General features: G+C 72.9%; 23 protein-coding genes. 9 read left to right on the top strand and 14 right to left on the bottom strand.

From position 1 onward, the window contains the following. Positions 1 to 48: 48 nt before the first annotated feature. From IH26_RS0109450 to IH26_RS0109430, 5 genes are all read right to left on the bottom strand, one after another. A complete protein-coding gene (locus IH26_RS0109450) occupies positions 49 to 1,464 on the bottom strand; it encodes a tyrosine-protein kinase domain-containing protein (RefSeq protein ID WP_245665063.1) in 1,416 nt (471 codons plus the stop codon). A gap of 116 nt (positions 1,465 to 1,580) precedes the next feature. Beyond that, on the bottom strand, positions 1,581 to 2,528 hold the full coding sequence (pip, locus tag IH26_RS0109445) for a prolyl aminopeptidase (RefSeq protein ID WP_030435752.1): 948 nt from the start codon (positions 2,526 to 2,528) through the stop codon (positions 1,581 to 1,583). Further along, a complete protein-coding gene (locus IH26_RS0109440; protein WP_157437131.1) occupies positions 2,512 to 2,997 on the bottom strand; it encodes a MarR family winged helix-turn-helix transcriptional regulator in 486 nt (161 codons plus the stop codon). Before IH26_RS0109440 ends, pip begins: the two co-directional genes overlap by 17 nt. Next, the gene (locus tag IH26_RS0109435; RefSeq protein WP_030435750.1) at positions 2,990 to 3,424 is read right to left on the bottom strand and encodes an SRPBCC family protein; all 435 of its coding nucleotides are present in this window, start codon (positions 3,422 to 3,424) and stop codon (positions 2,990 to 2,992) included. Before IH26_RS0109435 ends, IH26_RS0109440 begins: the two co-directional genes overlap by 8 nt. A gap of 187 nt (positions 3,425 to 3,611) precedes the next feature. After that, positions 3,612 to 4,430: a DMT family transporter gene (locus tag IH26_RS0109430; RefSeq protein ID WP_245665061.1), complete on the bottom strand. Its 819-nt coding sequence runs from the start codon at positions 4,428 to 4,430 to the stop codon at positions 3,612 to 3,614. On the opposite strand from IH26_RS0109430, the gene IH26_RS0109425 reads away from it, so the two are divergent. Continuing rightward, entirely contained in the window at positions 4,413 to 4,901 is a 489-nt protein-coding gene (locus IH26_RS0109425) for a LysR substrate-binding domain-containing protein (protein WP_245665069.1), read from the top strand. The two genes, IH26_RS0109430 and IH26_RS0109425, sit on opposite strands and share 18 nt — an antisense overlap. Here IH26_RS0109425 and IH26_RS0109420 read toward each other — a convergent pair. After that, positions 4,887 to 5,717: a DUF1028 domain-containing protein gene (locus IH26_RS0109420; RefSeq protein WP_030435748.1), complete on the bottom strand. Its 831-nt coding sequence runs from the start codon at positions 5,715 to 5,717 to the stop codon at positions 4,887 to 4,889. The two genes, IH26_RS0109425 and IH26_RS0109420, sit on opposite strands and share 15 nt — an antisense overlap. A gap of 223 nt (positions 5,718 to 5,940) precedes the next feature. Then, positions 5,941 to 6,555 (bottom strand): class I SAM-dependent methyltransferase, encoded by a 615-nt coding sequence (locus IH26_RS0109415; RefSeq protein WP_030435747.1) that lies wholly within the window; start codon positions 6,553 to 6,555, stop codon positions 5,941 to 5,943. A 76-nt stretch (positions 6,556 to 6,631) separates the two neighbouring features. On the opposite strand from IH26_RS0109415, the gene IH26_RS0109410 reads away from it, so the two are divergent. Both IH26_RS0109410 and IH26_RS55705 read left to right on the top strand, forming a co-directional pair. Then, positions 6,632 to 7,981 carry a dihydrolipoyl dehydrogenase family protein gene (locus IH26_RS0109410; protein WP_030435746.1) on the top strand — a complete coding sequence of 450 codons (1,350 nt, stop codon included), beginning with the start codon at positions 6,632 to 6,634 and terminating at the stop codon, positions 7,979 to 7,981. Positions 7,982 to 8,024: 43 nt separating this feature from the next. Next, positions 8,025 to 8,801: a hypothetical protein gene (locus IH26_RS55705; RefSeq protein WP_030435745.1), complete on the top strand. Its 777-nt coding sequence runs from the start codon at positions 8,025 to 8,027 to the stop codon at positions 8,799 to 8,801. Positions 8,802 to 8,812: 11 nt separating this feature from the next. Here the strand turns inward: IH26_RS55705 and IH26_RS0109400 are convergent, their stop codons facing one another. Together IH26_RS0109400 and IH26_RS0109395 are read right to left on the bottom strand one after the other, a co-directional pair. Continuing rightward, positions 8,813 to 9,202 carry an OsmC family protein gene (locus tag IH26_RS0109400; RefSeq protein WP_030435744.1) on the bottom strand — a complete coding sequence of 130 codons (390 nt, stop codon included), beginning with the start codon at positions 9,200 to 9,202 and terminating at the stop codon, positions 8,813 to 8,815. A 202-nt stretch (positions 9,203 to 9,404) separates the two neighbouring features. Next, positions 9,405 to 10,244 carry a GbsR/MarR family transcriptional regulator gene (locus IH26_RS0109395; protein ID WP_051807850.1) on the bottom strand — a complete coding sequence of 280 codons (840 nt, stop codon included), beginning with the start codon at positions 10,242 to 10,244 and terminating at the stop codon, positions 9,405 to 9,407. 92 nt (positions 10,245 to 10,336) lie between these two features. On the opposite strand from IH26_RS0109395, the gene IH26_RS0109390 reads away from it, so the two are divergent. From IH26_RS0109390 to IH26_RS0109380, 3 genes are read left to right on the top strand one after another with little or no spacing between them, the layout of a single operon-like run. Next, positions 10,337 to 10,594 (top strand): hypothetical protein, encoded by a 258-nt coding sequence (locus tag IH26_RS0109390; RefSeq protein ID WP_030435742.1) that lies wholly within the window; start codon positions 10,337 to 10,339, stop codon positions 10,592 to 10,594. Next, positions 10,591 to 11,904 (top strand): serine hydrolase domain-containing protein, encoded by a 1,314-nt coding sequence (locus IH26_RS0109385; protein ID WP_084598753.1) that lies wholly within the window; start codon positions 10,591 to 10,593, stop codon positions 11,902 to 11,904. The genes IH26_RS0109390 and IH26_RS0109385 overlap by 4 nt, the downstream gene beginning before the upstream one ends. Before the next feature lie 5 nt (positions 11,905 to 11,909). Next, positions 11,910 to 12,647, top strand: a complete 738-nt coding sequence (locus IH26_RS0109380; RefSeq protein WP_030435740.1) for an SDR family NAD(P)-dependent oxidoreductase — start codon at positions 11,910 to 11,912, stop codon at positions 12,645 to 12,647. A 4-nt stretch (positions 12,648 to 12,651) separates the two neighbouring features. On the opposite strand, the gene IH26_RS63860 is transcribed toward IH26_RS0109380, so the two are convergent. Together IH26_RS63860 and IH26_RS0109370 are read right to left on the bottom strand one after the other, a co-directional pair. Further along, positions 12,652 to 16,719, bottom strand: a complete 4,068-nt coding sequence (locus IH26_RS63860) for an MMPL family transporter (protein ID WP_063763668.1) — start codon at positions 16,717 to 16,719, stop codon at positions 12,652 to 12,654. 31 nt (positions 16,720 to 16,750) lie between these two features. Beyond that, the gene (locus IH26_RS0109370) at positions 16,751 to 17,710 is read right to left on the bottom strand and encodes a hypothetical protein (protein WP_245665059.1); all 960 of its coding nucleotides are present in this window, start codon (positions 17,708 to 17,710) and stop codon (positions 16,751 to 16,753) included. Positions 17,711 to 17,978: 268 nt separating this feature from the next. Here IH26_RS0109370 and IH26_RS0109365 point away from each other — a divergent pair, with 268 nt between their 5' ends. Then, positions 17,979 to 18,599 carry an FKBP-type peptidyl-prolyl cis-trans isomerase gene (locus IH26_RS0109365; RefSeq protein WP_034214335.1) on the top strand — a complete coding sequence of 207 codons (621 nt, stop codon included), beginning with the start codon at positions 17,979 to 17,981 and terminating at the stop codon, positions 18,597 to 18,599. On the opposite strand, the gene IH26_RS0109360 is transcribed toward IH26_RS0109365, so the two are convergent. The 3 genes from IH26_RS0109360 to IH26_RS0109350 all read right to left on the bottom strand — a co-directional run bounded on the left by IH26_RS0109360 (position 18,594) and on the right by IH26_RS0109350 (position 21,512). Beyond that, positions 18,594 to 19,394 (bottom strand): YaaA family protein, encoded by an 801-nt coding sequence (locus tag IH26_RS0109360; protein WP_030435736.1) that lies wholly within the window; start codon positions 19,392 to 19,394, stop codon positions 18,594 to 18,596. The two genes, IH26_RS0109365 and IH26_RS0109360, sit on opposite strands and share 6 nt — an antisense overlap. A 68-nt stretch (positions 19,395 to 19,462) precedes the next feature. Further along, complete coding sequence (locus IH26_RS0109355; RefSeq protein WP_051807831.1) at positions 19,463 to 19,804, bottom strand: STAS domain-containing protein; 342 nt, start codon at positions 19,802 to 19,804, stop codon at positions 19,463 to 19,465. 73 nt (positions 19,805 to 19,877) lie between these two features. Further along, positions 19,878 to 21,512 carry a copper resistance CopC/CopD family protein gene (locus IH26_RS0109350; RefSeq protein WP_030435734.1) on the bottom strand — a complete coding sequence of 545 codons (1,635 nt, stop codon included), beginning with the start codon at positions 21,510 to 21,512 and terminating at the stop codon, positions 19,878 to 19,880. Between the two features lie 139 nt (positions 21,513 to 21,651). Between IH26_RS0109350 and pgm the strand changes: the two genes are divergently transcribed. Next, positions 21,652 to 23,295: a phosphoglucomutase (alpha-D-glucose-1,6-bisphosphate-dependent) gene (pgm, locus tag IH26_RS0109345; RefSeq protein WP_030435733.1), complete on the top strand. Its 1,644-nt coding sequence runs from the start codon at positions 21,652 to 21,654 to the stop codon at positions 23,293 to 23,295. Between the two features lie 75 nt (positions 23,296 to 23,370). Continuing rightward, complete coding sequence (locus IH26_RS0109340; protein WP_030435732.1) at positions 23,371 to 25,704, top strand: putative bifunctional diguanylate cyclase/phosphodiesterase; 2,334 nt, start codon at positions 23,371 to 23,373, stop codon at positions 25,702 to 25,704. Positions 25,705 to 25,792 lie beyond the last annotated feature (88 nt).

Raw genomic sequence — 25,792 nt, 5'->3', positions numbered from 1 at the left:
CATTTTAGGATGATATGCCGTATTGCGCCGTAATGTGGCGCAACGCGGTCAGGCGGCCCAGCTCAGCGCGACGGCGTCCCACCGGCCGGGCCGGGGCGCCGGCGGTGGCGGCGGCGGACCGGCCGCGTCGGCGGCGATCGGCAGGCCGCCGCGGCGGCGCGGGGCGGCGACCATGGTGAGCACCGTGCCGAGCAAGCGGGCGTCGACCGCGGCCAGCGCGTGCACGGCCGCGGCCACCTGCGCTCCGGTGGTCTTGCGCGCGCGGACGAGCAGCAGGGTGCCGTCGGCCCGGGCCGCCACGACGGCGCCGTCGGTGACCGGCAGCAGCGCCGGCGAGTCAAAGATGATCTTGTCGAACCGGTCGCGCAGCTCGTCGATCAGCTCGGTCATCCTCGGCGAGCCGAGCAGCTCGCTCGGGTTCGGCGGCCGGTGCCCGCTGGCCAGCAGCCACAGCCCGGTGCCCCACGGCTGCAGCACCTGGTCGAGCGAGGCCGCGCCGACCAGCACCGTGGTCAGCCCGGCCGAGCCCTCCCGGCCCAGGAACGTGGCGAGCCGCGGCTGCCGTAGCTCGGCGTCGACGATCAGCACCCGCTGGCCGGCCTCGGCGAAGAGGATGGCCAGCCCGCACGCGGTCGACGAGCGGCCCTCGACCGGCATCGGGCTGGTCACCGCGAGGATCTTGATGGGGTGGTCGCGGTCGGCGTACTGGACGTTGGTGCGAAGCTGCCGCAGCGCCTCGGCCCGGGGCGAATTGCTGTCCGAGATGAACGGGCCCTTCCGCCTGCGGGCCTTGGGGTCGGCCGGGATCAGCGCGAGGACCGGCTTGCCGGTCAGGCCGGGCAGCGGCGCGGCCACCTTGAGCGAGCTGTCCGAGACCTCCCGGACCACCGCGGCGGCGGCGCCGAGCAGCAGGCCCACCGCGACCGCCAGGGCGTCGTTGTGCAATGGCCGGGGCGAGACCGGCTCGGGATCGAGGCGGGCGAGCGGCTCGATGGGCAGGATGGCCGTGGCGGGCGGGTCCTTCGAGGGGCGCGCTTCCAGCTTCTGCACGGTGGCCGGGAACAGCGAGATCAGCACTTGAGCGATCCGCATGGCCCGGTCCGGCGAGCCGTCGGTGACGGTGATCGTCAGCAGGGCGCTGTCGCTCTCGGTGGTCACGTCGATCCGATCCAGCAGCTCCTTCGGCGTCAACCCGGTGTGCGTCTCCACCTCGATCGCCGTGAGCATCTGGTCGCCGGTGAGCAACTCCTCGTACGTCTTCAGCCGGGCCGACACGAACAGCGAGCCCTCCAGGACCGACGAGGGTTCCGGGGCGTTCGCGGAGACGAAGAAGACGGCCGTCGCGGCGTACTGGGTGGGCATCTCCTTGTTGATCACCTGGGTGATCCCGAGCGCGGCCAGCACGGCGATGGCCATCACCCACCATTGCCGCCTCACCACCCGGAGGTAGTCGCGTAGCTCCACGCTCCCCCTCCCGAACAGCCCGCTTCACGACCAAACTAAGCGGCGCGGATGGGGCCCGTGGCGAGATCGGGCAAGTTTGGTGATCTCTTCTGGAGTGAGCGCCATGAATGGGGACCTCAGCCGGCGAACCGGTCGAGGGCGGGTAGCACGTGCTCCCGGGTGACCGAGGTGGCCAGATGGCCGCCCTCCTCGACCACGATCAGCTCCGAGCCGGGCCAGGCCCGGTGCAGCTCCCAGGCAGTCCGCAGCGGCCCGCCCAGATCGAGCCGCCCGTGGATCAGCACACCTGGGATGCCGGCCAGCCGCCCGGCCTCGCGCAGCAGCACGCCCTCCTCGAGCCAGGCCCCGTGGGCGAAGAAGTGGGCGCAGATGCGCACGAAGGCGAGCCGGGCGGCGGGCGGGCGATCGCCGTACGGCCGGAATTTGTCCTTGGTCTCGCCGGAGAGCACGGCGTCCTCCCAGGCGCACCAGTCCGCGGCCGCCCGCTCCCGCACGGCGGCGTCCGGATGCTCCATCAGCCGCGCATAGGCGCCGACGACATCGCCGTCGGGCGGGGTGCCGGGCGCGCCGGCGAGGAAGCGTTCCCACTCCGCCGGGAAGAACCGGCCGACGCCCCGGTAGAGCCAGTCCGTGTCCGAGCGGCGGGTCATCGTGACGGCCGCGATGACGATCTCGGAGACGCGCTCGGGGTGGCGTTCGGCGTACGCGAGGATCAGCGTCGACCCCCACGAACCGCCGTGCAGGAGCCAACGGTCGATGCCGAGCCGCACCCGTAGCCGCTCCATGTCGGCGATCAGATGCTCGGTGGTGTTGTGCCGCATGTCGGTCGCCGGGTCGGCGGCGCTCGGGGTGCTCCGGCCGCAGCCGCGCTGGTCGAAGAGGACGATCCGGTAGCGCGCCGGATCGAAGAAGCGGCGGGTGCCCGCGCTCGACCCCGACCCGGGACCACCGTGGACGACCAGGGCGGGCTTGCCGCCGGGGTTGCCGCTCACTTCCCAGTGGACGTGGTTGCCGTCGCCCACGTCGAGCAGGCCCGTCTCGTACGGCTCAATCGGTGGAAACATCCGTTCCTTTCGGTTCGGCCGGTGGCAGCAGCCCGGACAGGCGCTGGGCGGCGACTCTCCGGAGCTCTTCGCGCAGCTGATCGCCCCGATCCGCGAACAACTCGTCATCCACCGCGACGGCGATCCGGACCGCCTGGCTGGTGATGCTGCGACCCTCGCCGGTCAGGCGCAACCGCAGCGAGCGGGCGTCACCCGAATCGGACTCCCGGGTCACCAGCCCGCGCTCCTGAAGGGTCCGCAGCACCTTGGAGGCCATCATCCGGTCCGCTCCGGCATGGTCGGCGACCTGCTGCTGGGTGGGCGCCGACGGACGGGTGCGATCGAGCCAGCCGATCGAGGCGAGCAGGTTGAACTGGGTCGGGGTGAGCCCGAGCGGCCGCAGCGCGCGGTCGAGTCGCTGTCGCCACTCCAGCGCCGCGTGGTGCAGCCAGAATCCGGGGCTCATCAGCGGCCCGCGCGGCTCAGCCACCGGCCGCTGCTCGCCGCCGGGCCTCGGCCTGCAGGGCCTCGAAGGTCAGGCGCATGTCGGAGCGCACCGCCTTCTCCCAGATCAGCCGGAAGATGGGCCCGAACGGCCCGTGCACCTCGAACACCTTGGACACCCGCACCCTCCCGTCGCCCAGCGGCTCGTAGCGGTTGACCCCGCGCAGGCTGCCGAACGGGATGCCGGCCCGGGCCGACCACATCCGCCGCGGGTCGACGTCGACGAGGGTGAAGGTACCCGCGGGGGCGCCGCGCGGCTTGTTCCAGCCCTTGGTGCCGGGCGTGAAGGGGCCGTCGAGGCGGGCCTTCTGCTCATGCGGATCCCAGCTGGGCCAGCTCGCCACGTCGGTGGCGGCCTGCCAGACCGCCTCGATGTCGCCCTCGATGACCATCTCTTCGCCGAACGAGTACATCGCCCGTCTCCCTCGCTTCGCGGGAATAATGTTGTCGCGGCAACACTATTCCGTAGTCGCGACAACAGTCAAGGCTGTGACGCGAGTTACTCGGCCGGCGCGGCGGATCCGGGTGGTCGGGCGGATCTCCCCGGGTGTGATGCCGGCTGGCCGCCCTCGTCGCGGCCCCCGGACCGGCGGACGGAGCCTAGCCGACCGGGACCGGCTCGGTGACCTCCGGCCGGACGGGTGCTGGGCGGGTGGAGAGCCAGCAGCCCGCGACCACCAGGGCGAAGCCGGCGACCGTGCCCCACCGCAGTGGCTCGTTCAGCAGGAGGACACCGAGCAGGACGGCCACCACCGGGTTCACGTACGTGACCAGGCCGGCCCGGTTGGAGCCGGCCAGCGCCACGAGGCGGTAGAAGGCCAGCAGCGCCACGGCGGTGCAGAAGACGCCGAGCGCGGCCAGGGCCAGCCAGGCGTCGGCGTGCACCGGCGCGGCCGGCCAGGTCAGGATCGCGAACGGGGTGAGCACCAGCGTCGTGATGGCGGTGGTGCCGCCGGCGAGGGTCTCCGGCGGGATGTCGGCGGTGCGGCGCTGGACGAAGATGGTGGCCACCCCGTAGCTGACCGCGGCGAGCAGGACCATGCCCGCGCCGAGCAGGCCCAGGCGGTCGCCGGAGACGTCCAGGCCGACCAGCACCGCGACGCCGGCGAAACCGAGGACCAGGCCGGCGACGCGGCCGCGGGTCAGCGGCTCGGCGCGGGACATCAGCAGGGCGATCACGACGGGCTCGACCGCGATCAGCAGGCCGGTGAGCGAGGAGGTGATGTGCACCTCGCCGTACGTGATGAGCAGGAACGGCACGACGATGTGCACCACCGCCAGGATCGCGACGGTTCCCCAGCGCTCGCGGAGCGCGCCCAGCGTGCCCCGGGAGGCGGCCACCGGCAGCAGCACCAGCGCGGCGATCAGGCCGCGGCCGGCCACCGCTCGGGCGGGGCGGATCTGGCCCTGGCGTACCACTTCGACGGTGGGCCGCCGATCCGCAAGGGCGACCGGTCCGGCCTGATCTGGACGCCGCTGCTGGACGATCCGATGTGGATCGTGCTGCCGGCCGGGCACTGGCTGGCCGGGCGCGAGACGGTGGCGCTGGGCGACCTGGCCGGCGAGCGGTGGGTGCACGGGTGCCTGGCGACCGGCGACATGCTCCACCACTACGCGGCGATGGCCGGGTTCGAGGTGCAGACCGCCTGCCGGGGGACCGACTACGTCTTCGCGCAGTCGCTGGTGCGGGCCGGGGTCGGGGTGAGCATGATCCCGCAGGTGGCGCTGACCGCCGACCAGGGCGGGCTGGCGACCGTGCCGATCGCGCCGCCCTGCCCGTCCCGCTACGTCGGCATCGTCACCGCCGTGCGCCGCATCCGGCCGCTGGCCGCGGCGCTGGCCAGGGCGCTGCACGAGACGGTCGCGGGGCTGCCGCTAGCGGCCGCGTAGCCGGTCCAGGACGAGCGGGTCGATCGCGCCGGCGACCAGGCGCTCCTCCAGGTTCTCGACGCCGGCCCAGTCGGCGAGCGCGTCCTGCAGGTCGGGCTGGTCGTGGCCGGCCGCGGCCAGCAGAGCCCGTGCCTCCTCGGCGACCGGGCCGGCGAGCGGCAGCAGGGTGGCCGGGTCCGGCCGTTCGAAGTACAGCGTGTGCAGGTCGAGCAGGCGGGTCAGTTCGGCGACCGGGTCCGGGTGGTCGTCCACCCGCAGGTCGACCCAGACGTCGCTGGTGCCGCCGTACCCCATGCCCTTGGCGACGACCAGGAGCGCGGCGCTCTGCCGGCCCCGCCGGTCGCCGCCGGCGAGATCGCCGGCGCGCAGGGCCGCCAGCAGCCGGTACGCCAGCCGCGCCTCGGCCGCCGACGCCTGCCAGGCCACCTGCATCGCGTCGACCACCTGCGGGCCGGTCAGCATGTTGCCCTGCACCGCGTACCCGTCGCCGGTCGTCCCGCCCGCCCACGCGTGACAATCGCGGCCGGTGAACGTGGCGCCCTCGCCCGCCGGGCCGACCACGCCGACCTGCCGCTGGGCGACCGGCCCGGCGTCCCCGGCGATCAGCGCCTGCACCGTGTTGGCGGCACTGACCCCGGTCTCCAGCAGCGCCAGAGTCTGCGGGCGGTAGGCGAGATTCGCGTACGACTGGGTGGCGACCGCGCCGACCCCGGCCCGCGCGGCGGGCACGGCGGCGCCGACCCCGAGGAACTTGCTGGCCACCGCGACACCGTGGGCGAGGCCGTCGGCGGAACGGGCGATGATCGAGAAGGTCATGACGCATGTGTAACACCGGGGGAACATCCGCGGTGCAGACTGAAACCCTCCGGCCTATGTGTACCGATGCACTTCGGGCATATGCTCCGGCCTAAGACGTGTTCCCGGCCGAGCCCGCCGCCGCCCTCGGCGAGCCGGCAAGTGGACTGAACGCTTCTGGCGCCCGGTCCGAAGCGCCGCGGGCGAGTGGGTGGTTGCCGCGACCGGCCCGCCCGCGGCGCCCTCACGGCCGCTTGACCGCCCGGATCCGCTCCACCGTCCCGGCCTTGAGCCGCTCATTCTCCACAACATCAAAACCCTGCTTGCGTACGAGGGGAAGCTGCCGCCGGGTGAAGTGCTCCCCGGCCGTCCGGATCGTGACCTGCTCGGCCACCCACTGTGCGGCCCGCAGCGGGGCGAAACTGCTGCGGACGTGGTCGACCAGCAGCAGCGTCCCGCCCGGCACCAGCACCCGGTGCATCTCCGCGATCGCCCGCACCGGGTCGGGAATCGTGCACAGCGACAGCGCGCACAGCACGGTGTCGAACGAGGCCTCGTCGAACGGCAGGCTCTGCGCGTCGCCCTCGCGCAGGTCGGCGGCCCGGCCGAGATCGGCGGCCCGCTTGCGGGCGATGGCCAGCATCTCGGTGCTCAGCTCGATCCCGGTGATGGTCACCTCCGGGCGGTAGAACGGCAGGTTGCGCCCGGTCCCGACGGCGATCTCGAGCACCCGGCCGCGGGCCCGCGAGCACACCCACTCCCGGCCGCCGGTGAACCAGTGCCGCTCGAGAAACGCGATCTGCCTGTCGTACCGGGGCGCGGCGTCGTCCCACACCCGCTTCTGCCGGTCCGCGTTCATGGCCTCGAAGCTACCGGCGTACGGCAAATTCGGCCCCGGGCGGCGCGGCGGGCCGCCGGCCCAGGATCATGCAGGTATGCAGACTTTTGATGTGGTGGTCGTCGGGGCCGGCCCCGGGGGCGAGGTCGCGGCGGGCCGGCTGGCCTCGGCGGGCCTGTCCGTGGCGATCGTCGAGGCCGACAAGGTCGGCGGCGAGTGCTCCTACTACGCGTGCATACCGTCGAAGTCGCTGCTGCGCCCGGGTGAGCTGCTCGCCGAGGCCCGCCGGGTGCCTGGCATGCGCGAGGCGGTGACCGGGCCGCTCGACGTGGCCGCGGTGCTCGCCCGGCGGGACGAGAACATCGGGCACCTCGACGACGCCGGGCAGCTGCCCTGGCTCGAGGAGCGCGGCGTCCACCTGGTGCGCGGCTGGGGCCGGATCGCGGGGGAGCGGCAGGTCGCGGTGGGCGACGAGGTCCTCGAGGCGCGCACGGCGGTGATTCTCGCGGGCGGCACGGTCGCCCGGATCCCGGACATCGAGGGGCTGCGGGACGCCAAGCCGTGGACCAACCGCGAGGCGACCACCGCGGAGGAGATCCCGGAGTCGCTCATCGTGATCGGCGGCGGCGTCGTGGGGGCCGAGATGACCCAGGCATACGCCTCGCTCGGGTCCCGGGTCACCCTGGTCGAGGGCGAGCACCGGCTGCTGCACCGGGAGGAGGAATTCGCCTGCGTGCAGGTCACCGAGGCGCTGCGGGAGCAGGGCGTGGACATCCGCACCGGGCAGTGGGCCACCTCGGTGCGGCGCGACGGCGACCGGATCACGGTGACCCTCGCCGACGGCAGCACCGCCACCGCCGACCAGCTGCTGGTCGCGGCCGGGCGGGTCCCGCAGTCGCGCGACCTGGGCCTGGACGCCGACGGGTACATCGAGGTCGACGAGCACATGCGGGTGCCCGGCAAGGACTGGCTCTACGTGGTCGGCGACCTGAACGGCAGGGCGCTCTACACGCACATGGCCAAGTACCAGGCGGCGATCGCGGCCGAGCACATCCAGGGCCGGGACATGGTCGTCGAGCACCTCGCGGACGGCCCCCGCTCGCCGCACGTGATCTTCACCGAGCCGCAGGTGGCCGGCGTCGGCTACACCGCCGCGGCGGCCGAGGCGGCCGGGATCACCGTACGGGTGGTGGACATCGGCACCGAGGCGAACGCGGGCGGCGCCTTCACCGGCGGCGGCCGCGGCACCTGCCGGTTCGTGCTGGACGACGACCGCGGCGTCCTGGTCGGCGCCACCTTCACCGGCTCGGAGGTGGCCGACTTCCTGCAGGCGGCGACCATCGCCGTGGTGGGCGAGGTGCCGCTGCGCCGCTTGCGGCACGCCATTCCGTCGTTCCCCACCCGCAGCGAGATCTGGCTGTACCTCTTCAACGAGCTGGGGCTGTGAACTCGGGTGCGCTCGCCAGCGGGTTCCGTCAGGGTCGGCGGCCGTGACGAAGTTCCACGTCAACGTCTGCTTGGCGCCGCCGGCCGCGGGTGACGTCGACGCCGCCCTGGCCGCCGCGATGGCGCCGTTCGACCACAACCTCACCAGCGACGGGAACCCGGCCGGCGAGTGGGACTGGTGGTGCATCGACGGCGGCCCGGGTTCGCGGTTCGCGGTCCGGCCCGAGCACGACGGCGACCCGCGACTTGTTTACGGGGACGACGAGGCCGAGCCGCTGCGCTGCGACGGCGGGCCGCGGGGCCTGCTCGACTTCCCCGCGACCCGCCGGCACGCCGTCGAGCGGGCCCGCGGCGAATGGCGGGCCCAGCAGCACGACTTCCGGAGGCTGGTCGCCGACCATCCCGGGGCGCGGCCGTTGACCGCCTTCCTGGCCCGCCACGAGGCCGACCCGGTGGGCTATCCGCGCGAGCGAGCCGTCGCCGACCACCACGCCCAGCCTCTCGTCCGGGCGCTCAGCCACAGCTCGGCCTGGGAACGCTACCCCAGCCTCGGGGTCCGGATGCTCCATCCGGACTCCGACCCGATCACCGAACTCACCCGCGACCCGCAACCGGACTTCGACCGCGCGGCGGCGTGGGCGATCACCGCCTACGCCCTGCTGACGGCCGCCGGCCAGTGGATCGACCCGGAACAGCTCGGCCCGTTCGCGGCGCCTCGCGACGGCGAGGCCGCCACGGATGCCTACGTCCGGCAGGCCGACGCGTACCTCGACACCATCGGCGACGACTACCTCATCGTCCGCCTGCTGTGCCACAGCTGACCGCCACCGGTTCAGGCCCGCCGGACCGGCGCCCCGGCCCGGATCGCGCGCGGGATCTCGGCCACGGCGTCGACGCGGTCGAGCAGGGCGCGCAGGTCGCCGGCCGGGGCGGCCGAGTCCAACTCGACGCGGTACGTGATGCCGGTCGACGACCAGGTGTCGGTGTCGAAGCCGCCGGTCGCGGTCACCCGGACGCCGGCCAGCTCGATGCCCAGGGACTGGGCCTCGCGGTACAGGTCGTTCAGCACGCAGCCGGCGGCGGCCAGATGCAGCAAGTGGGCGCCGGTGAAGTCGGCCTCGACGGTGACGCCGCCGGGGGTCCACTTGTGCGGGAACCGGACCGCGCTGCCGTCCGCCGACGAGAACGAGCCGGCGCCGGCCACCACCGCGAACTGATCCATGGTTGTCCCTTTCCGATCAGGCTGCTTCGTCACGAAGGTATCCGGAAGAGGGGTGTGTGTCGTGAGCGAGATCGTTCCAGCGGCGGCTGGCCGGCGAGTAGGCGGACTCTGCGCGGGCCCTGCCCGGCTCCCGAGGCGAGGCCGACCGGATGCGCGGCCATCGCCGAGCGGGGCACACCTACGGTCGAGACAGCCGGCCTCTTCACTCGCGTCGTAGGGCGGCGCGCTGGGCCGACGTGAGGCGGGTCGGATCGAGGCAGGCGGCGACCCGTTCGCGGGGCCAGCCGAGGGCCGTCGCCAGCTCGTCGGCGGAGAGCGGCCGGGCGGCGTGGACCAGGGCAGCGAGCACGGTCCGCGGGTCACCGTCGGCCTCGCTGGTGGCTGCCGTCGGCGGAGGTGGGGTGCCGGTTCTGGTCATCTGGGCGGCGAGCCAGCCGAAGAACTGGGCCATTTTGTGCAGCCGGATGCCGGCGGGGCTGGCCGGGCCGAAAAGCTCCGCGCCGCGGCGGGCCGCGTCGGCGACTGAGGCGTGTGCGCCGGTGTCGGTCTGCCAGGCGCGTTGCCATACGTCGTCGCCGACCACGTAGCGCTCGCGGCGGGTGCCGGGGTTCGGCGTACGGGACAGAAGGTTCATCTCCTCCAGGTAGCCGACGGCCTTGGAGATCGAGGCCGGGCTCACCGAGAGCTGCTGGGTGAGCTCGCTCGCGGTCAGGCTGCCCCGATCGGAGACGAGCAGGGCGGCGAAGACGCGGGCGCACATCCTGGGCAGCCCGGTCCCGGCCAGCAGGGTGGCGAACTCCTCGGCGAAGCCGGCCGGAGGCGAGGCCACGGGGGCGGGGCGGCGGCGCGGGGCACGCCGGGTGGCCGCCTGCTGGGCCTGGACGGCCCGATAGGCACCCGAATCGTGGTTGCGCGCGACCTCGCGGCTGATCGTGGAGGTGGGCCGGCCGAGTCGGCGGGCGATCTCGGCGTAGCCCAGGCCGGCCGCGAGCCACAACGAGATCTGTTCGCGGTCCTGATAGGTCAGCCGGGCGCCGGGCATGGTTTGCATTAGACCACATGCCATTGCAACGATGGCAGCTGGAATGGCGCTTTGGCGTTGACGCTGTCGGAAACGCAACATAGTTTCCGGGCATGCATGTGATGGCTCTGTCCACGGTGTCCGATGCGCGGAACTTCTGGAACGCGATGAAGAAGGCGTACGGTCGCCTCCCCGCCGGCGCCCGCTGGACCGTCGCGGTGGCGAGCGCGGACGGCACGCGCGCGGTGAATGTGATCGTCCACGACTCGATCGACGAGGTGCGCGCTTTCGTCGAGGAGTGGGGCGGCTCGTTCGCCGCGACCGAGTATTTCGAGGCGGACGCGAAGAACGCGGTCGGGCTGCCGCGATGAAGCCGTCACCGCCGGCGATCGACGAGGCGATGGTCGGGGAGTTGCTGGCCGAGTTCGGGATTCCGAGCGCCGCGATCGGCGTGCTGAGCGGCGGCGAGATCACCTCGGTGGCGGTCGGCGTGAAGAACCTGCGGACCGGGGAGCCGGCGACCACCGACACGATCTACCAGTGCGGCTCGATGACCAAGACCTGGACGGCGTACGTCTTCCTGCAGTTCGTCGCCGAGGGGAGGGCCGATCTCGACGAACCGGTGCGCAGTTACCTGCCCGGCTTCCGGGTGGCCGACCCCGGGGTGACCGCCCGCGTCACGCCGCGGCACCTGCTCAACCACACCAGCGGCATCGAGGAGGACTTCGGCGATCCGGGCGAGGGCGAGGACGTGTACGCCCGGATGGTCGGCGCCATCGCGGACGCCCGGCAGGTGTCGCCGCTGGGCTTCACGCACGGATACAGCGCCGCCCTCGGCTACGCGATCCTGGCCCGCGTCATGGAGGTGCTCGACGGCAAGCCGTGGGACGCGGTGATGGCCGACCGGCTGTTCCGGCCGCTGGGCCTGACCGGCACGTCCTCGTGGCCGGCGCGGGTCGATCCGGCGCGGGCGGCGACCGGGCACATCGGGCGGCTGGAGAGCCCGATCCCGTACCTGCCCCGGTCGTACGGGCCCGGCGGCAACGTCAGCTCGACGATCGGCGAGGTGCTGACGATGGCGAGCGTGCTCCCGATCGGCTCGGAGATGACCACCTCGCGGGTGCCGGTGCCGGACCCGTACCTGTTCGGTCCGGAGTGGGCCCTCGGGCTCATCGTCTGCGACTGGCACGGCCGTACGGTCTTCGCCAGCGACGGCAGCACGATCGGCCAGAACGCCCGCCTGCGCATCCTGCCGGACGCCGGCCGCACCATCGCGATGCTGACCAACGGCGGCCCGCGGGAGGGCTTCTACAAGCGGGTCTTCAACGAGATCCTCGGCGCCGGCACCATCCCGGAGCTGCCGTCGCCCGTCACCGAGCTGAAAAGAGACCCTTTGTCGTACGTGGGGGTCTACGGTCGCCCCGGGACGGCCTTCGAGGTGACCGCCGAGGGGGAGCGGCTGCGCCTCACCGAGACGCTCGACCCGATGCACGCGCACTTCGTCGGGAAGCCGGAGCGAATCACGTACGACCTGGTGCCGGTCAGCGACACGCATTTCCTGATGCCCTCGAACGATCCGCGCGAGGACACCCGGACCTTGGCGATCTTCGACTTCCGGGACGGCCGGGCGCGGTACCTGCACACCAACTGCCGCCTGTATCCCCGTGTCGTCCTATCGTGAACGGCATGGGTCAGCGCATCTTGATCACCGGCGCCCGGCGGGGCATCGGCGCAGCTCTCGCGGTCGGGCTGGCCCGGCCGGGCAACATTCTGCTGCTGCACCACCTGGCGGCCGCCGCGGAGGCCGAGAAGGTCGCCGGGCTGTGCCGCGACCTCGGGGCCAAGGCCGAACTCCTGGACGCGGACCTCGCCGACCCGGCGGCGGTCCGTGCCCTGGCGGCGGCGGCCGGGGCGGTCGACGTCCTCATCAACAACGCGGCGAGGGCCTCCAACGTCGGCTTCGACGCCCTGCCGCTGGACGAGTGGCAATCCACGTTCGCGGTCAACGTCACCGCGCCGATGCTGCTGGCCCAGTCGCTGAGCGCCGGCATGGCGGAGCGGGGCTGGGGTCGCATCGTCAACGTCGTCTCGCCGACGGTGCGGATGGGCGGGCCGTCCGGACCGTCGTACGTCGCCAGCAAGGCGGCGCTGATCGGGCTCACGCGCTCGCTGGCCCGTTCGCTGGGGCCGGCGGGCATCACGGTGAACGCGCTGTCGCCGGGCGCGATCCGCACCGAGGGCGAGGCGGAGCTGGCCAACGGGCGGGACGCCGAGACCCACGCGCCGCTGGTCGCGACGCAGGCGATCCCGCGGTCGCTGGTCCCCGAGGACCTGGTCGCGACGGCCCGCCTGCTGGTCTCCGACGGCGCGGGCGCCCTCACCGGCCAGGTGATCGAGGTCGGCGGCGGGCTGGTCTTCCGGTAGGCGTTCAGTCCTGGGCGGCGTGGTCCCGGCGGTCGTGCGCCGACTCGTCGGCGGCCTTGCGGTTGGAGAGGTGATCGGCGAGGGTGGCCGGCCGGCGGGTGGCCTTGGGCTTGTCCTCGGACGGGCGCCGCATCCGCGGGATCCGGCCCGCCGTGTAGTCGCTGAGGTCGGCGGGGCGGGACTCCCGGAGGTGATCGGCCAGGTCCGCGGGCCGCCGGGTGAGGGCGGGCATCGGGTTGGCGCTCGCCACTGGGGGAACGGGATCCGGGTACGGCGCCGGGGGCGGAGGGGTGGGCCGGGGCGGCACCGAGTACGGGCCCGGCGCGGCCGCTGCCGGTATCGGCTCGAATGGCGTCGGGGTCGCCATGGGCGGCGTGGGAGCGGCCGCGGGCGGTGTCGGGGTCGGGGTCGCCGTGGGCGGCGTGGGGGTAGCCGCGGGCGCCGGGGGCGTGGGCATCGTGCGGGGAGCGACGACGTCCGGGATCGCGCGGAGTGGCGGCGGCTCGTGCACCACGTAGGCCGCGGGCACCTCGGGGACCGCGTAGGGACTCGGCGTAGTCGTCCCCGGCGCTTCCGGAGTCCACGCGGGCGTCGGCGGAGTCGGCATGTCGTGCACCGGCACGTGCGGCACGTGCGGCGCCTGCTCCGATGCGGGCGGTGCGAACGGGCCCGACGACGGTGCGGGTGCCGGGAACCAGTCCGGCGCCGGCTCGGGGGTGGGCGTGGCCGGGCCGGCCGGCGCGGAGGCGGCCGGTGCGGCAGCGGCCAGCGGCTGCGGCTCTGGCTCGGTCATCGGCTGCGGCTCCGGGAAGGAGGGGATGGGGCGCCGGGGGAGCGGTTGATCGCCGAGCGTAGCGGGGCGTCGCGTCGATGTCTGCCCATCCGGGCCGTCGATGTCAGGGGAGTGCAGGCCGGGCATCTGGTCGGCCAGCGAGGTGGGTCGCCGCTCGGCCGTGTCCCACCGGTCCACGGTGGTCGGCGGCTCGATGTCCTCGGCCTCGTCGAGGAGCGGCTCGTCGGTGAGCTCGGCCTCGGCTTCGAGCGACTCCGCCGGCACGGCTTCGAGCGACTCCGCCGGCTCGGCGAAGGCGTCGTCGGCGACGGCTTCGAGCGACTCCGCCGGCTCGGCGAACGCCGTGGGCGGCGCCATGTCGCCGGGCTCAGAACCGGCGAACGAACCGGCCGGCGAGTCGTCCGCCACGTAGGCGAATGGTTCGTCGAACGAGTCGGGGAGGGGCACGGCGGGCGCATCGATGTTCTCGGCGGCCGGGGTGTCCGGGTCGGCATACGTGGCCGCGATCTCGGCCGCCACCTCGCTCGGGACCGGGATCCAGGCCGTGTCGAAGGGGCTCGGCTCGGTCGGCGGGGCGAAGAAGAACCCGTCCTCGTCGGCGACCGTCCAGTCGGCTCGCGGCGGGTTCGACTCGAACGGCCGCGCTGCCGTCGCCGACCCGGCCGGGAGCTCCCACGGGTGGGCCGACGCCGCCTGCGTGAAGGCCGGCATGTCCGGGTCGTCGTCCAGGATCAGGGCGTCGACGATCGAGTCGTCGTCGGCCGACGAGCTGGGCGCGGGCGAGTCGTCGACCGTCTCGGCCTCGACCTCCTCCAGCCCGGCAAGTCCGGCGGCCCCGGCAAGTCCGGCGGCCCCGGCAAGTCCGGCGGCCCCGGCAAGTCCGGCGGCCCCGGCAAGTCCGGCGGCGCCGGCAAGCCCGGCCGGCTCGCCCGCCAGTGCGGCCGTCCCGCCCGCCGACACAGGCGTCCCGGCCGCCGACTCGGGCGTCTCGGCGCCGGCCGGCAGCGCGTGCCGATCGCCGTACGAACCCGCGGGCAGGCCATACGGGGCGTACCGGATGACCTCGGTGTCGTCGGGCGCCGAATGCCGCCCGACCGGCGGCTCCTCCGGAACCTCGTACTCGGAAAGCCCCGCCTTCTCCTGCAGCCGCCGCAGCGGCCCCGGCGCCCACCAGGCCGCGTCGCCGAGCAGGCGGAGGACGGCCGGGACCAGGAGCATCCGGACGACCGTGGCGTCCAGCAGCAGCGCGATGATCATGCCGACGCCGACGAAGCGCATGGTGGTCACCGCGGAGAGCGCGAACGCCCCGGTCACCACGATCAGCAGCAGGGCCGCCGCGCTGATCACCCGGCCGGTGCGGGCGAGGCCGGTGGTGACCGCCTCGTTGGTGGACGCGCCGCGGGTGCGGGCCTCGACCATCCGGGAGAGCAGGAAGACCTCGTAGTCGGTGGAGAGGCCGAAGACCACCGCCGCCATCAGGACGACGATGCCGACCTCGAGGGGTGCGGGGGTGACGTCGAGCAGGCTCGCGCCGTGGCCCTGCTGGAAGATCCAGATGAGCAGGCCGAAGGTGGCGCTGAGGCTGAGCGCGCTCATCAGCACCGCCTTGATCGGCAGCAGGATCGAGCCGAAGGCCAGGAACATCAGCAGCAGGGTCGCCCCGACCAGCATGGCGACCATCCACGGCAGCTTGCCGGCGGTGGCCTGGAGGCTGTCGACGTTGCGCGCGGTGGTGCCGCCGACCAGCAGTTCCGTTCCGGCGGGGACGGGCAGCGCGCGGATCGCGTCGACCACGTCGCGGGCCTCGGCGCTGTACGCGTCCTTGGTCTCGAGCGTCGCGGTGAACAGCGTGACGCCCTTGTTCCGGCGCGCCGAGCCGATCTCCGCGATGCCCGGCACCTGCCGCAACCGGACGGCGAACGGGGCCGCGTCGCCGGTCCCGCGCAGCACGACCTGCACGCTGTCGCCGGTGAACTGCGGGTAGTCGGCCTTCAGTGTCTCGACCGCCTGCCGGGACGGGTCGCCGGCCGGCAGGTTGCGCTCGTCGTTCTCGCCGAAGTGCACGCCGCGGATCGGGGCCGCGAACAGCAGCAGGATCAGCAGGATCGGCGCCGCCACGACGACCGGGTGGCGCAGCACCACGCCGGCCAGCCTGACCCAGCCGGTCGCCTTGCCGGTGCCGGAGCCAGAGCCGGTGCTGGTGCTGGTGCTGGTGCTGGTGCTGGAGCCGGAGCCGGTGCTGGTGACGGCGCGGCGCCGGAGCCGGACCGGGAGCTTGTCGACGCGCGGGCCGAGCACCGCGAGCAGGGCGGGCAGCAGGGTGAGCGAGAGGAGCGCGGCCAGGAACACGGCGGCCAGGCCACCGTACGCCAGCGACTTGAGAAAGCCCTGCGGGAACAACAACAGGCCGGCCAGGGCGATCATCAGCAGGGTGGCGGAGAAGACCACGGTACGCCCGGCGGTCCCGACCGTACGGGAAACCGCCTCTGAAGTTGATCTTCCATCCGCCAGCTCCTCGCGGAAGCGGCCGACCAGGAACAGGCCGTAGTCGATCGCCATGCCCAGGCCGAGCAGGCTCGCGACGTTGACCGCGAAGGAGTTGACGTCGGCGCCGGTCGAGACGGCGTGCAGGATGCCCAGCGAGCCGAGCACCGCGGCGCCGCCGACCAGCACCGGCAGCGACGCCGCGACCAGCGAGCCGAAGATCAGCACGAGCAGGATCAGGGTGATCGGCAGGCTGATCGCCTCGGCCCGGCCGAGATCCTTGGTGGACCGGGCGGACGAGGCGTCGGCGAGCGCCACGGAGCCGGCGAGCTGCACCTTCGCGCCGTCGACGGCCAGCTTGTCGTCGATCGCCCGGTACGACTCGAGCTTGGCCGCGTCGTCCTTCCCGGCGAGGGTGAGCACCGCGACCGCGCTCGACTTCTTCTTGGCGGCGTACTGCGGGGACTTCGCCGACCAGTACGAGGCGGTGCCGGTCACCGCCGATCTGGGCAGCTTGCCGAGCGAGTCCTTGACCCGCTTGGCCAGCCCGGCGTCGTCGATCTTGCCGTTGGCCGGGGTGTAGATGACGACCAGGTCGCCGCCCTGGGCACCGAACGTGTCGGTGGCCACCTGCGTGGCGTGGGTGGACTCGCTGTTCGGGTCGTTGTACCCGCCCTCGGTCAGCTGCCCGAACACGCCCAGCCCCCAGCCGCCGGCGCCGATCACCGCGACGAGCGCGACGATCAGCACCGGCCACCGGAAGCGGGCGACCCACGATCCCCAGCCCGCGAACACCGCTACCCCTTTATCGTTTCATTTACATGTGTCAGCGCAGAGTGGCTGCTTCCAGTGCCACTCCGCCGCAGCCGGTCCCGAAGGCCCGCGTCGTCGTCCAGTTCAGGTTGATCTTCGCGGCCTTCGGTGCCCGGTAGGTGAGCGTAAACACTGCCGGCGTGAAGTTCCCGTCCTGCCGCTCGAGTGTGGCGGAGGCGGTGGCCGAGCCCGCCGACAGGCGCGCCGACAGCGTGCCCTTCGCCGCGAGCACGGCGACGTACAACCGCAGCGTCCGGTTGGACGTCGCGGCCGGCGCCGAGATGGTGAAACCGTTGCCGGCCCCGCAGGTCCGGATGCCGGTGGTCGTGCCGTCGCTGTGGTCGACCGGGTCGCCGCCGCTCCACTGGAACATGGTCGGGCTCAGCGCGTGCCGGAACCGCGGCGCGCTGGGCGTGCCCTCCAGGATCGCGAACCCGCCGTTCTTGTCCCGCTCCAGCGAGAAGGTGCTCTGCTCGCCCCAGTGCACCCAGTCCCGGGTGCCCTCGGCGGACAGGTCCACGGTTCCCGGCACCCCGCCGGTGGCGATCGCGATCGCACCGTTGTCCGGCGGCCGGGTCGTCGTCCGGGTGGTCGGGAGCGCCGACGGCGAGGGCGAGTCCGCCGGGGGCGGCGTGGTCGTGGGCGACGGCGTGGGACTGCCCAGCGGGATCAGCCCGGGGCTGGCGCTGGGCACGTCGATGCCGCCGAGCGCGGCGGTGGGCGGCGGTTCGGGCAGCGGGTTGTCGTCGTGGGAGCGAATGGCCCGGCTGGCGACGAAGCCGAACCCCACGACGACGATCACGCCGGCCAGGATGACCGCGGCCGACGAGGCGATCTCGTTCCAGCCGCGCCGGGTGGTCGACTCCTCCGCGGTCGTGGAGTCGGTGGCGCGACGGAGTCCGATGTGTACGGTGCTGCGCCGGTTCGGGCCCCGGCCGCGCGCGGGTGGGCGACCATTATCGGTCGACGGCAAACCGACCCTCCCCTGGTCGTTCGCACGGCCCCGCCCGGCCGTGAATATTTTTCGTGGTGTCTCGCTTGGTGAGCGGGGTAAACGATCTCATCTCAGGCAGTGACGGAGTAGAGCTATTTCCGTGACGAACCGGACGGTCGATCTCCGCCCTCGTCGGTTCGGGGGAGGTGTCCGGCTTCGCTGCGTACCGGGGCGGGTACCGTGTCGGAGGTTTCCGCCCGAGTGAAGCCCGAGTGAAGCCCGAGTGATATGGGAGAGTCGACGACAAATGAGCACTCAGAACGCTCCGGGAGACATCGCCCGGCGCCGCGGCCAAGCCCTGGGCGGCGCGATCGCCGGCGTTGCCGTCGTCGTCATTCTCGCCATCGTCTTCATCACCGTAAAGCCTGATAAATCGGATAAGTCGGCCGCGGCTTTTGCCCCGGCGTCGGCGGCGCCATCGGCGGCGGCGCCGAGCGAGGCCGCGCCGTCCGAGGCCGCGCCGTCCGAGGCCGCGCCGTCCGAGTCGGCCCCGGCCCCGGTCTCCGTGAAGACCCCGGCGGCCCTGGCGAAGGAGCCGAAGGTCACCGCCGGCGGGAAGACGGCGCTCGCCAAGCTCGTGGTCACCCCGCTCGTCCAGGGCACCGGGCCCAAGGTGCAAAAGGGGCAGAGCCTAACTGCCAACTACAAGGTCGTCTCGTACGCGACGGGCCAGGTCATCGATTCGTCCTGGGGGAAGACGCCGTTCGTGACCCCGATCGGGGTCGGCAAGGTCATCCCGGGCTTCGACCAGGCCATCCCGGGGCAGCGTGTCGGCAGCCGCCTGCAGATCGACGTTCCGGCCGCGCTCGCCTACGGCGAACAGCAGGGTGATCTGCGCTTCGTCGTGGACATCCTGGGCGCCTCATAGCTCGGGGACGATCACATCCAGGTGGCGGGGCTGGCCGGCCCCGCCCGGCTGCTCCTCGATCTGGTATTTGAGGTCGCGCAGGGCGGTGATCACCTCGTCGATCGAGGTGGGTGTGGCCGTCGCCTCGGCCAGGGCGCGGAGCATCCGGCCCTTGGTCGCCTTGTTGAAGTGGCTCACCACCGAGCGTTTGGCGATGCCGTCGATCATCCGCTCGTGCAGCACGCGCAGGGTTGCCGAGGTTGCCGGTGGGGGCGCCCACATCGCCGCGTAGGCGCCCGAGCGGAGATCGAGCACCGGGGTGTCGGCGGCCGCCGGGTCCAGGTGCGGTTTCAAGACCCTTTTCCAGTACGCGGTCAGGCCGCCGATCGGTGGCGGCAGGGTTGTGCCGACCGAGCAGCGGTACGCGGGGATGCGGTCGGTTGGGCGGACCACGCCCCACAGGCCGGAGAAGACGACCGCGGTTCGGTCCAGCCAGGCGCGGGAGTCGGTTTTCAGCGAATTTGCGTCGAGGGCCTCGTAGAGGACGCCGGTGTAGATGTCGGTGGCGGGGGCGGTGGGGGCGTCGTGGAGGGCGGCGTTGCGGGCCAGTTCGTCGCGCTGGCCGTCGGTCAGGCCGAGGATTCGCAGGGTTTCCTGGATGGCGCGGGGGCTTGTGCGCTTGCTCAAGGCGGCCAGCTTGGTGGCGATCCGCTTCCTGGACGGGGCTAGTTTCGGTAGCCAGAGGGTCGCGTGGTCGAGCGGAGGGCCAGCGGGGGCGGGGGTTTTGCCCTCGGAGGGTGGGAGCAGGATGAGCACGTCGCGAGAGTAGACGTGGGTTGAGACCGTGGGGGCGCTGGGGCGACCTTGGAGAGTTGGTGCTCCGCTCAGCTGGGGGTCGCCGCCAGGGCCTCGGCGACCGTTGGGTACACGCCGAGGCGGGTGGTCAGGCCGGCCGTGGTCAGTAGTTCGCCCAGGAAGCGGTTGGGGCCGGCCAGCCGTAGCCAGCCGCCGCCGGCGAGCGCGCGGTTGTGGCCCAGGATGAAGGCCGACAAGCCGGTCGAGTCGCAGAATTCGACCTCGGAGAGGTCGACCACCACCCGTGGCGACGGGACGTCCAGGACCTGGTCGAGGGTGGTGGTCAGGACCGAGGCGCTGTCGATGTCCAGATTGCCCCGGACGGTGACGACGACGGCGGCGTCGGGGCTGCCGACCACGGAGACGTGCACGGCTGGTACCTCCGATGCGGGCGGGGCTGGGTGGGCCGCTGGCCCTTCTCTCTGCCCAGAAGGTGACCGGAAGTCACCTCGACGTGGTGTCCGCCCCGATCGCGATCGTGGTCCTGACGGTGGCCTCGTCCAGTTCGCCGATGCGGATCGTGAAGCTGACCTCGTAGTTGCCGGGATAGGGGAACGCGATCGCGCCGGCCGCGTGGTGCCGGGGCTGGAGCGGGAGCAGCGGCTGGCTGACCGGCTCGAGGTCGCGGCCGAGCAGCCGGGAGGTCACGGTCCACTGGTCGGCCGGCAGGGGCGCGCCCGCGGGGGTGTAGACGAACGCGTGGATCGTGTTGTTGTCGCCCAGTTTCGCGGGATAAATGTTGAACTGCAGGGTGTAGAGCGGGCAGGTCAGCGTCTGGGAGAACCCGTCGTCGCGGACCGCGCCCTGGTCGACCGAGGCGCTGCGGCCGGGGTTGACCTGCACCAGCACCGCGCTCAGGCCGAGGATCACGGTGGTCGCCAGGACCTCGATGCCGACCGTACGCCGCAGCCGGCCCGCGCCGGCGAAGGGTCGCCGGTTGACCAGTCGGCGGGCGAAGAAGGCCGCACTCAGCGTGACCGCCAGCACGGCGACCTTGGCGAGCAGCAGCTGCCCGTAGTGGGTGCGCCACAGCGCCGGCACCGAGCCCACCTGCACGACCGCCTGCACCACCCCGCCGGCCACCAGCCACACCACGGCGAGGGCGGCCCAGCGTGACCAGACCGGCAGCAGCACGCCGAGCACCCGCGGGTCGGTCTTGCGCAGCAGGAAGACGCTGAGCGTGAGCAGGCCGCCGAGCCAGACCGACATCGCCGCGATGTGCACCACGTCCGAGGCGACGATCGCGGGGGAGAGCGGCGAGGCGGCCGCGTGGCCGGTCAGCGGCCAGGTCACCAGCCCGGCCAGGGCCACGCCGAGCACGGTCAGCCCGCGGACCTTCGAGTATCCGCCGCGCAGCACCGGCGGCAGCAGGGCGGCGAGGATCGCGAGCAGGGCGAGGCGGGCGCTCATGGTGAGGCCGTAGGGGCTGGCCAGCACCTGGCCCAGCTCGGTCCCGGAGACGTCCCACAGGGCCGAGCCGCTGCTCGCCGGCGCCTGCGCCCACAGCGCGGCCAGCGTCGAGACGAAGATCAAACCCATTCCCGTGTACGCGACCCGCACGGCACCGCCTCGGGCGCGGCGGCGGGGCCACAGTACGGCGAGGAACAGGGCCGGGCCGACGGCGAGGACCAGCCCGGCGTACGACAGGAAGTGCGTGACCGGCGTCGCGACCGCGACCGAACGGTGGGTCTTGACGTCGGTGGCGGCCGGGGCGGCCGAGGGCGCGCCGACCGAGAACGTGATGGCGCCGCCGACGGGGTGGGTGTCGGCCGAGATCACCCGGTAGCTGACCAGGTAGGTGCCGAGCGGCTGGCCGGCGCGCCGGACCGGGATGCGCAGCGTGGCGCCGGAGACGGCCGGGGTGCCGGAGATCCGCTTGCCGGCCGGGTCGAGCACCTGCACGCGCCCGGCGACCGGGGTGACCGGCTCGCTGAAGGTCACCACGATCTCGGTCGGCGAGCTGCCGATGATGCTGCCGGGCTCGGGCGTGGCACCGACCAGCGCGGCGTGGGCGCTGGCCGGACCGGCGGGGGTCAACAGCGCGCCGAACGCGACAAACAGCACAAGAAGTACGCGCACGCCCCTGGTCACATCTCGTAGTTCGGATAAGGGAACGGAAAGGTTCAACACCTGGACAGCCGCTTACCGCCCGGGATGTCCCCGGCGCCGGGTATCGATAGGCTGCCAGGCAGGTCAGCTGCTTCCCGAGGAGGCCCCCATGTCCGTTGATCCCCGCGCCGGGACGCCCGCCGAGCCCCGCGACCTCATCGACGTGCCGAGGGTGGTCTCGCGGTACTACACCGAGCACCCGGACCCGTCCGTGATCGGCGAGCGGGTCGCCTTCGGCACCTCCGGCCACCGCGGGTCGTCGCTGCGGTCCGCCTTCAACGAGGACCACATCGCCGCGACCAGCCAGGCGATCGTCGAGTACCGGCGGGCCCAGGGCACCGACGGGCCGCTCTACCTCGGCCGGGACACGCACGCGCTGAGCGAGCCCGCGATGGTCACCGCGCTCGAGGTGTTCGCCGCCAACGACGTGCTCACCCTGATCGACAGCCGGGACGGCTACACCCCCACCCCCTCGGTCTCCCGGGCGATCCTCGCCTACAACCGGGGGCGGACCAGCGGGCTGGCCGACGGCGTGGTCGTGACGCCCTCGCACAATCCGCCCGACGACGGCGGTTTCAAGTACAACCCGCCCAACGGCGGCCCGGCCGACACCGACGCCACCAAGTGGATCCAGGACCGGGCGAACGCGCTGATCGCGGCCGGCCTCAAGGAGGTGCGCCGGGTCCCGGCCGCCCGGGCCCGGCGGTCCGAGCAGGTCCGCGGCTTCGACTTCCTCGACACGTACGTCAATGATCTGCCTTCGGTCATCGATCTGGAGGCGATCAAGAACGCGGGGGTACGGATCGGCGCGGACCCGCTGGGTGGGGCGAGCGTCGCCTACTGGGGCGCGATCGGCGAGCGGTACGGGCTGGACCTGACCGTGGTCAACCCGCGGGTCGACCCCGCGTTCGGCTTCATGACCCTGGACTGGGACGGCAAGATCCGGATGGACTGCTCCTCGCCGTACGCGATGGCGTCCTTGATCCACCAGAAGGACCGGTTCCAGGTCGCCACCGGCAACGACGCGGACGCCGACCGGCACGGCATCGTCACGCCGGACGCCGGCCTGATGAACCCGAACCACTACCTGGCCGTGGCCATCTCCTACCTGTTCCGGCAGCGCGGCGACTGGCCGTCCGGCGCCGCGATCGGCAAGACCCTGGTGTCCTCCTCGATGATCGACCGGGTCGCCGAGGAACTGGGCCGGCGGCTGGACGAGGTGCCGGTGGGGTTCAAGTGGTTCGTGTCCGGCCTGCTGTCCGGTGAGATCGGTTTCGGCGGTGAGGAGAGCGCGGGCGGCTCGTTCCTGCGCCGGGACGGCTCGGCCTGGAGCACCGACAAGGACGGCATCATCCTCGACCTGCTGGCCTCCGAGATCATCGCGGTGACCGGGCGGACGCCGAGCGAGCACTACCGCGACCTGACCGGCAAGTTCGGCGAGCCCGCGTACGCCCGGATCGACGCCCCCGCCACCCGCGAGGAGAAGGCGGTGCTCGCCGCGCTGTCGCCGGCCCAGGTCAGCGCGAAGGAGCTGGACGGCGAGCCGATCACCGCGGTGCTCACCACCGCGCCCGGCAACGGCGCCGCGATCGGCGGCCTCAAGGTGGCCACCGCCTCCGGCTGGTTCGCCGCCCGCCCGTCCGGCACCGAGGACGTCTACAAGATCTACGCGGAGTCGTTCCACGGAACCGACGCGCTCGCCCGCATCCAGGAGGAGGCCCGGGCGGTGGTCTCCGCCGCGCTGAAGGGCTGATCTTCTCAGTTCCCCGGGCTCCCGGCCGACAGGTATGCCGCAACGACAGACCTACTCGGGAGCCCAGGGGAGCGCATGCCGGAACGCGTTGTGCCCGCTCGGCCCCGCTTCGGGGGCGTCGGGCCATTGCTGGTCGCGGTCGCCGTGGTGGTGGCCGTGACGTTCTGGCTTTTCGTGCGCGGCGGCGGCCCCCTGGTGGTGTGCTACGTGGGCGCGCCGGTCGCCATGGCGGCGGCCGCCCGGGCCTGCCAGCGGATCGGCTCGAAGGTCGTGGTGGCCCGGCCGGTCCGCTCGTTCTGGCGGCAGCTGTCGCACGCCTCGATCGTCCTGGTGCTGGCCGGCTGCTCCTCGGTCGCGCTGGCGAACAACGACACCGGCATCTCGGTGCTGCCCGCCGCGGCCGACGTCCTGGGCATCTTCTGGGGCATGGCCGCGCTGGCCCGCCTGCCGCTGGGCGAGAAGACCCTGCTCGGCTGGGCGCGCATCCTGCTGGACAGCGCCACGGTCGCCGTCGCCGGCACCCTGGTCTTCTGGTACGTGGTGCTCAGCTTCGCGCCGCCCGCCACCGACCACACCACCCGGATCGCGGCCGGCGTGGTCGGCGTGGCCGGGCTGATCTCCCTGGTGGTCATCGGGAAGGCGGCCGGCGCGCCCGGCGGCCCGGTCGACTCGCTGGCCCTGCGCCTGCTCACGGTCGCCCCGATCACCGCGGTCGTCACGGCCGTCATGCTGCTGACCGCCGCGCCCGGCCCGCGCCTGGCGATGAGCTCGCTCAGCCTCCCGCTGGTGAGCGTCGCGTTCTGCGCTGCCGCGTACCGGCAGCGGATCGTCCTGGGCCGCCCGCTCGCGGCCGCGCCCGCCCCCCTCAAGCACCGCCGCTCGACGTGGGACATGCTCCCGCTGCTCGCCGTCACCGCGACGGCGGGGCTGGTCATCGTGGTCTCGGCCCGGCAGATGAGCGGCCGCGAGCGCGCCGTCATCATCGGCGCCGTGCTGATCGTGGTCTGCGTGGTGGCCCGCCAGCTGCTCGGGCTGCGCGAGAACAAGCGCCTGGTCCGGGACATCCGCACCCAGCAGGGCGAGCTCGAGCGGCTCGCGATGACCGACCCGCTGACCGGGCTGGCCAACCGCACCCGGTTCGGGACCGCGCTGGCCGAGCGCCTCATCGCGCACCGGCCGGCCACCGTACTGCTGATCGACATCGACGACTTCAAGATGATCAACGACTCGATGGGCCCGGCGCTGGGCGACCAGCTGCTCTACCAGGTCGCCCAGCGGCTGCGGCAGAACAGCGCGGTCCACGATCTGCCGGCCCGGCTCGGCGGCGACGAGTTCGCCGTGCTGCTCGACGCCGACGACATCGAGACCGCCGAGGACGCCGCCGCGCGGACCCTGCAGTCCCTCGCCGAGCCGTTCCGGGTCGGCGAGCACCCGCTGCTCGCGCACGCCAGCGTCGGCGTGGCCATCGCCGGGCAGGGCGACAGCGCCGACGAGGTGCTGCGCAACGCCGACATCGCCATGTACGAGGCGAAGGCCGGCGGCAAGGCGGCCTGGGTGCGCTTCGAGCCCCGGATGCGCCAGGACGTGGTCAACCACGCCCGGCTCGGCAGCGAACTGCACAACGCGATCATCCGGAACGAGCTGTACCTGCTGTACCAACCGGTCTTCGACATCGTCACCGGCCGGCTGCACGGCGCCGAGGCCCTCGTCCGCTGGAATCATCCGGTCCGCGGGTTCGTCCCGCCCGGCGACTTCATCCCGGTCGCCGAGCGGTCCGGGCTGATCGTGCCGCTCGGCTCATGGGTGCTGCGCGAGGCCTGCGAGCAGCTGGCCCGCTGGCGCGCCGAGCACGGCGACGGCGCGATCAAGGCGATCAACGTGAACGTGGCGGTCCGCCAGCTGCGCGAGCCGGGCTTCGTCGACGAGGTCGCGGCGGTGCTCAGCGAGACCGGGCTGCTGCCGCAGAACCTCATCGTCGAGATCACCGAGTCGTCGGTGGCCGACGGGCGGCAGGTCCGCGAGACGCTGAACGCGCTGCACGAGATGGGCGTACGCCTGGCGCTGGACGACTTCGGCACCGGCCAGTCGTCGCTGTCGCTGCTGCGCGCGTTCCCGGTCGACGTCCTGAAACTGGACAAGTCGTTCGTCGACGGCATCGCCGACGGCGACGACCGCGGCCGCCTGGCCGTCGCCGCGGCCGTTGGCCAGCTCGCCGAGTACTTGCAGCTCTCCGCCGTGGCCGAGGGGATCGAGAGCGAGGCCCAGCTCGACCGGCTGCGCGAGATGGGCTACCGGCTGGGTCAGGGCTTCTACATGGCGAAGCCGCTGCCCGCCGACGAGGCCGGCAAGCTCATGGCTGAGTTCGCTGGCTCCGCTTCGCTCCGCGGGCAAGCGCCCCTCCGAGGCTGATGAGGAGTCAGCCGACTTTCCGGCGCCGCACACCCCGCGGCGACGGAAAATCGACTGCCTCCTCATCAGCGGGGCGCTTGCGGCGGTC

This window comes from Actinoplanes subtropicus (genome assembly GCF_000721705.1).
Lineage (GTDB): Bacteria > Actinomycetota > Actinomycetes > Mycobacteriales > Micromonosporaceae > Actinoplanes > Actinoplanes subtropicus.
The sequence above is the reverse complement of the archived record's forward strand: the minus strand, read 5'-3'. Positions and strand labels throughout refer to the sequence as shown.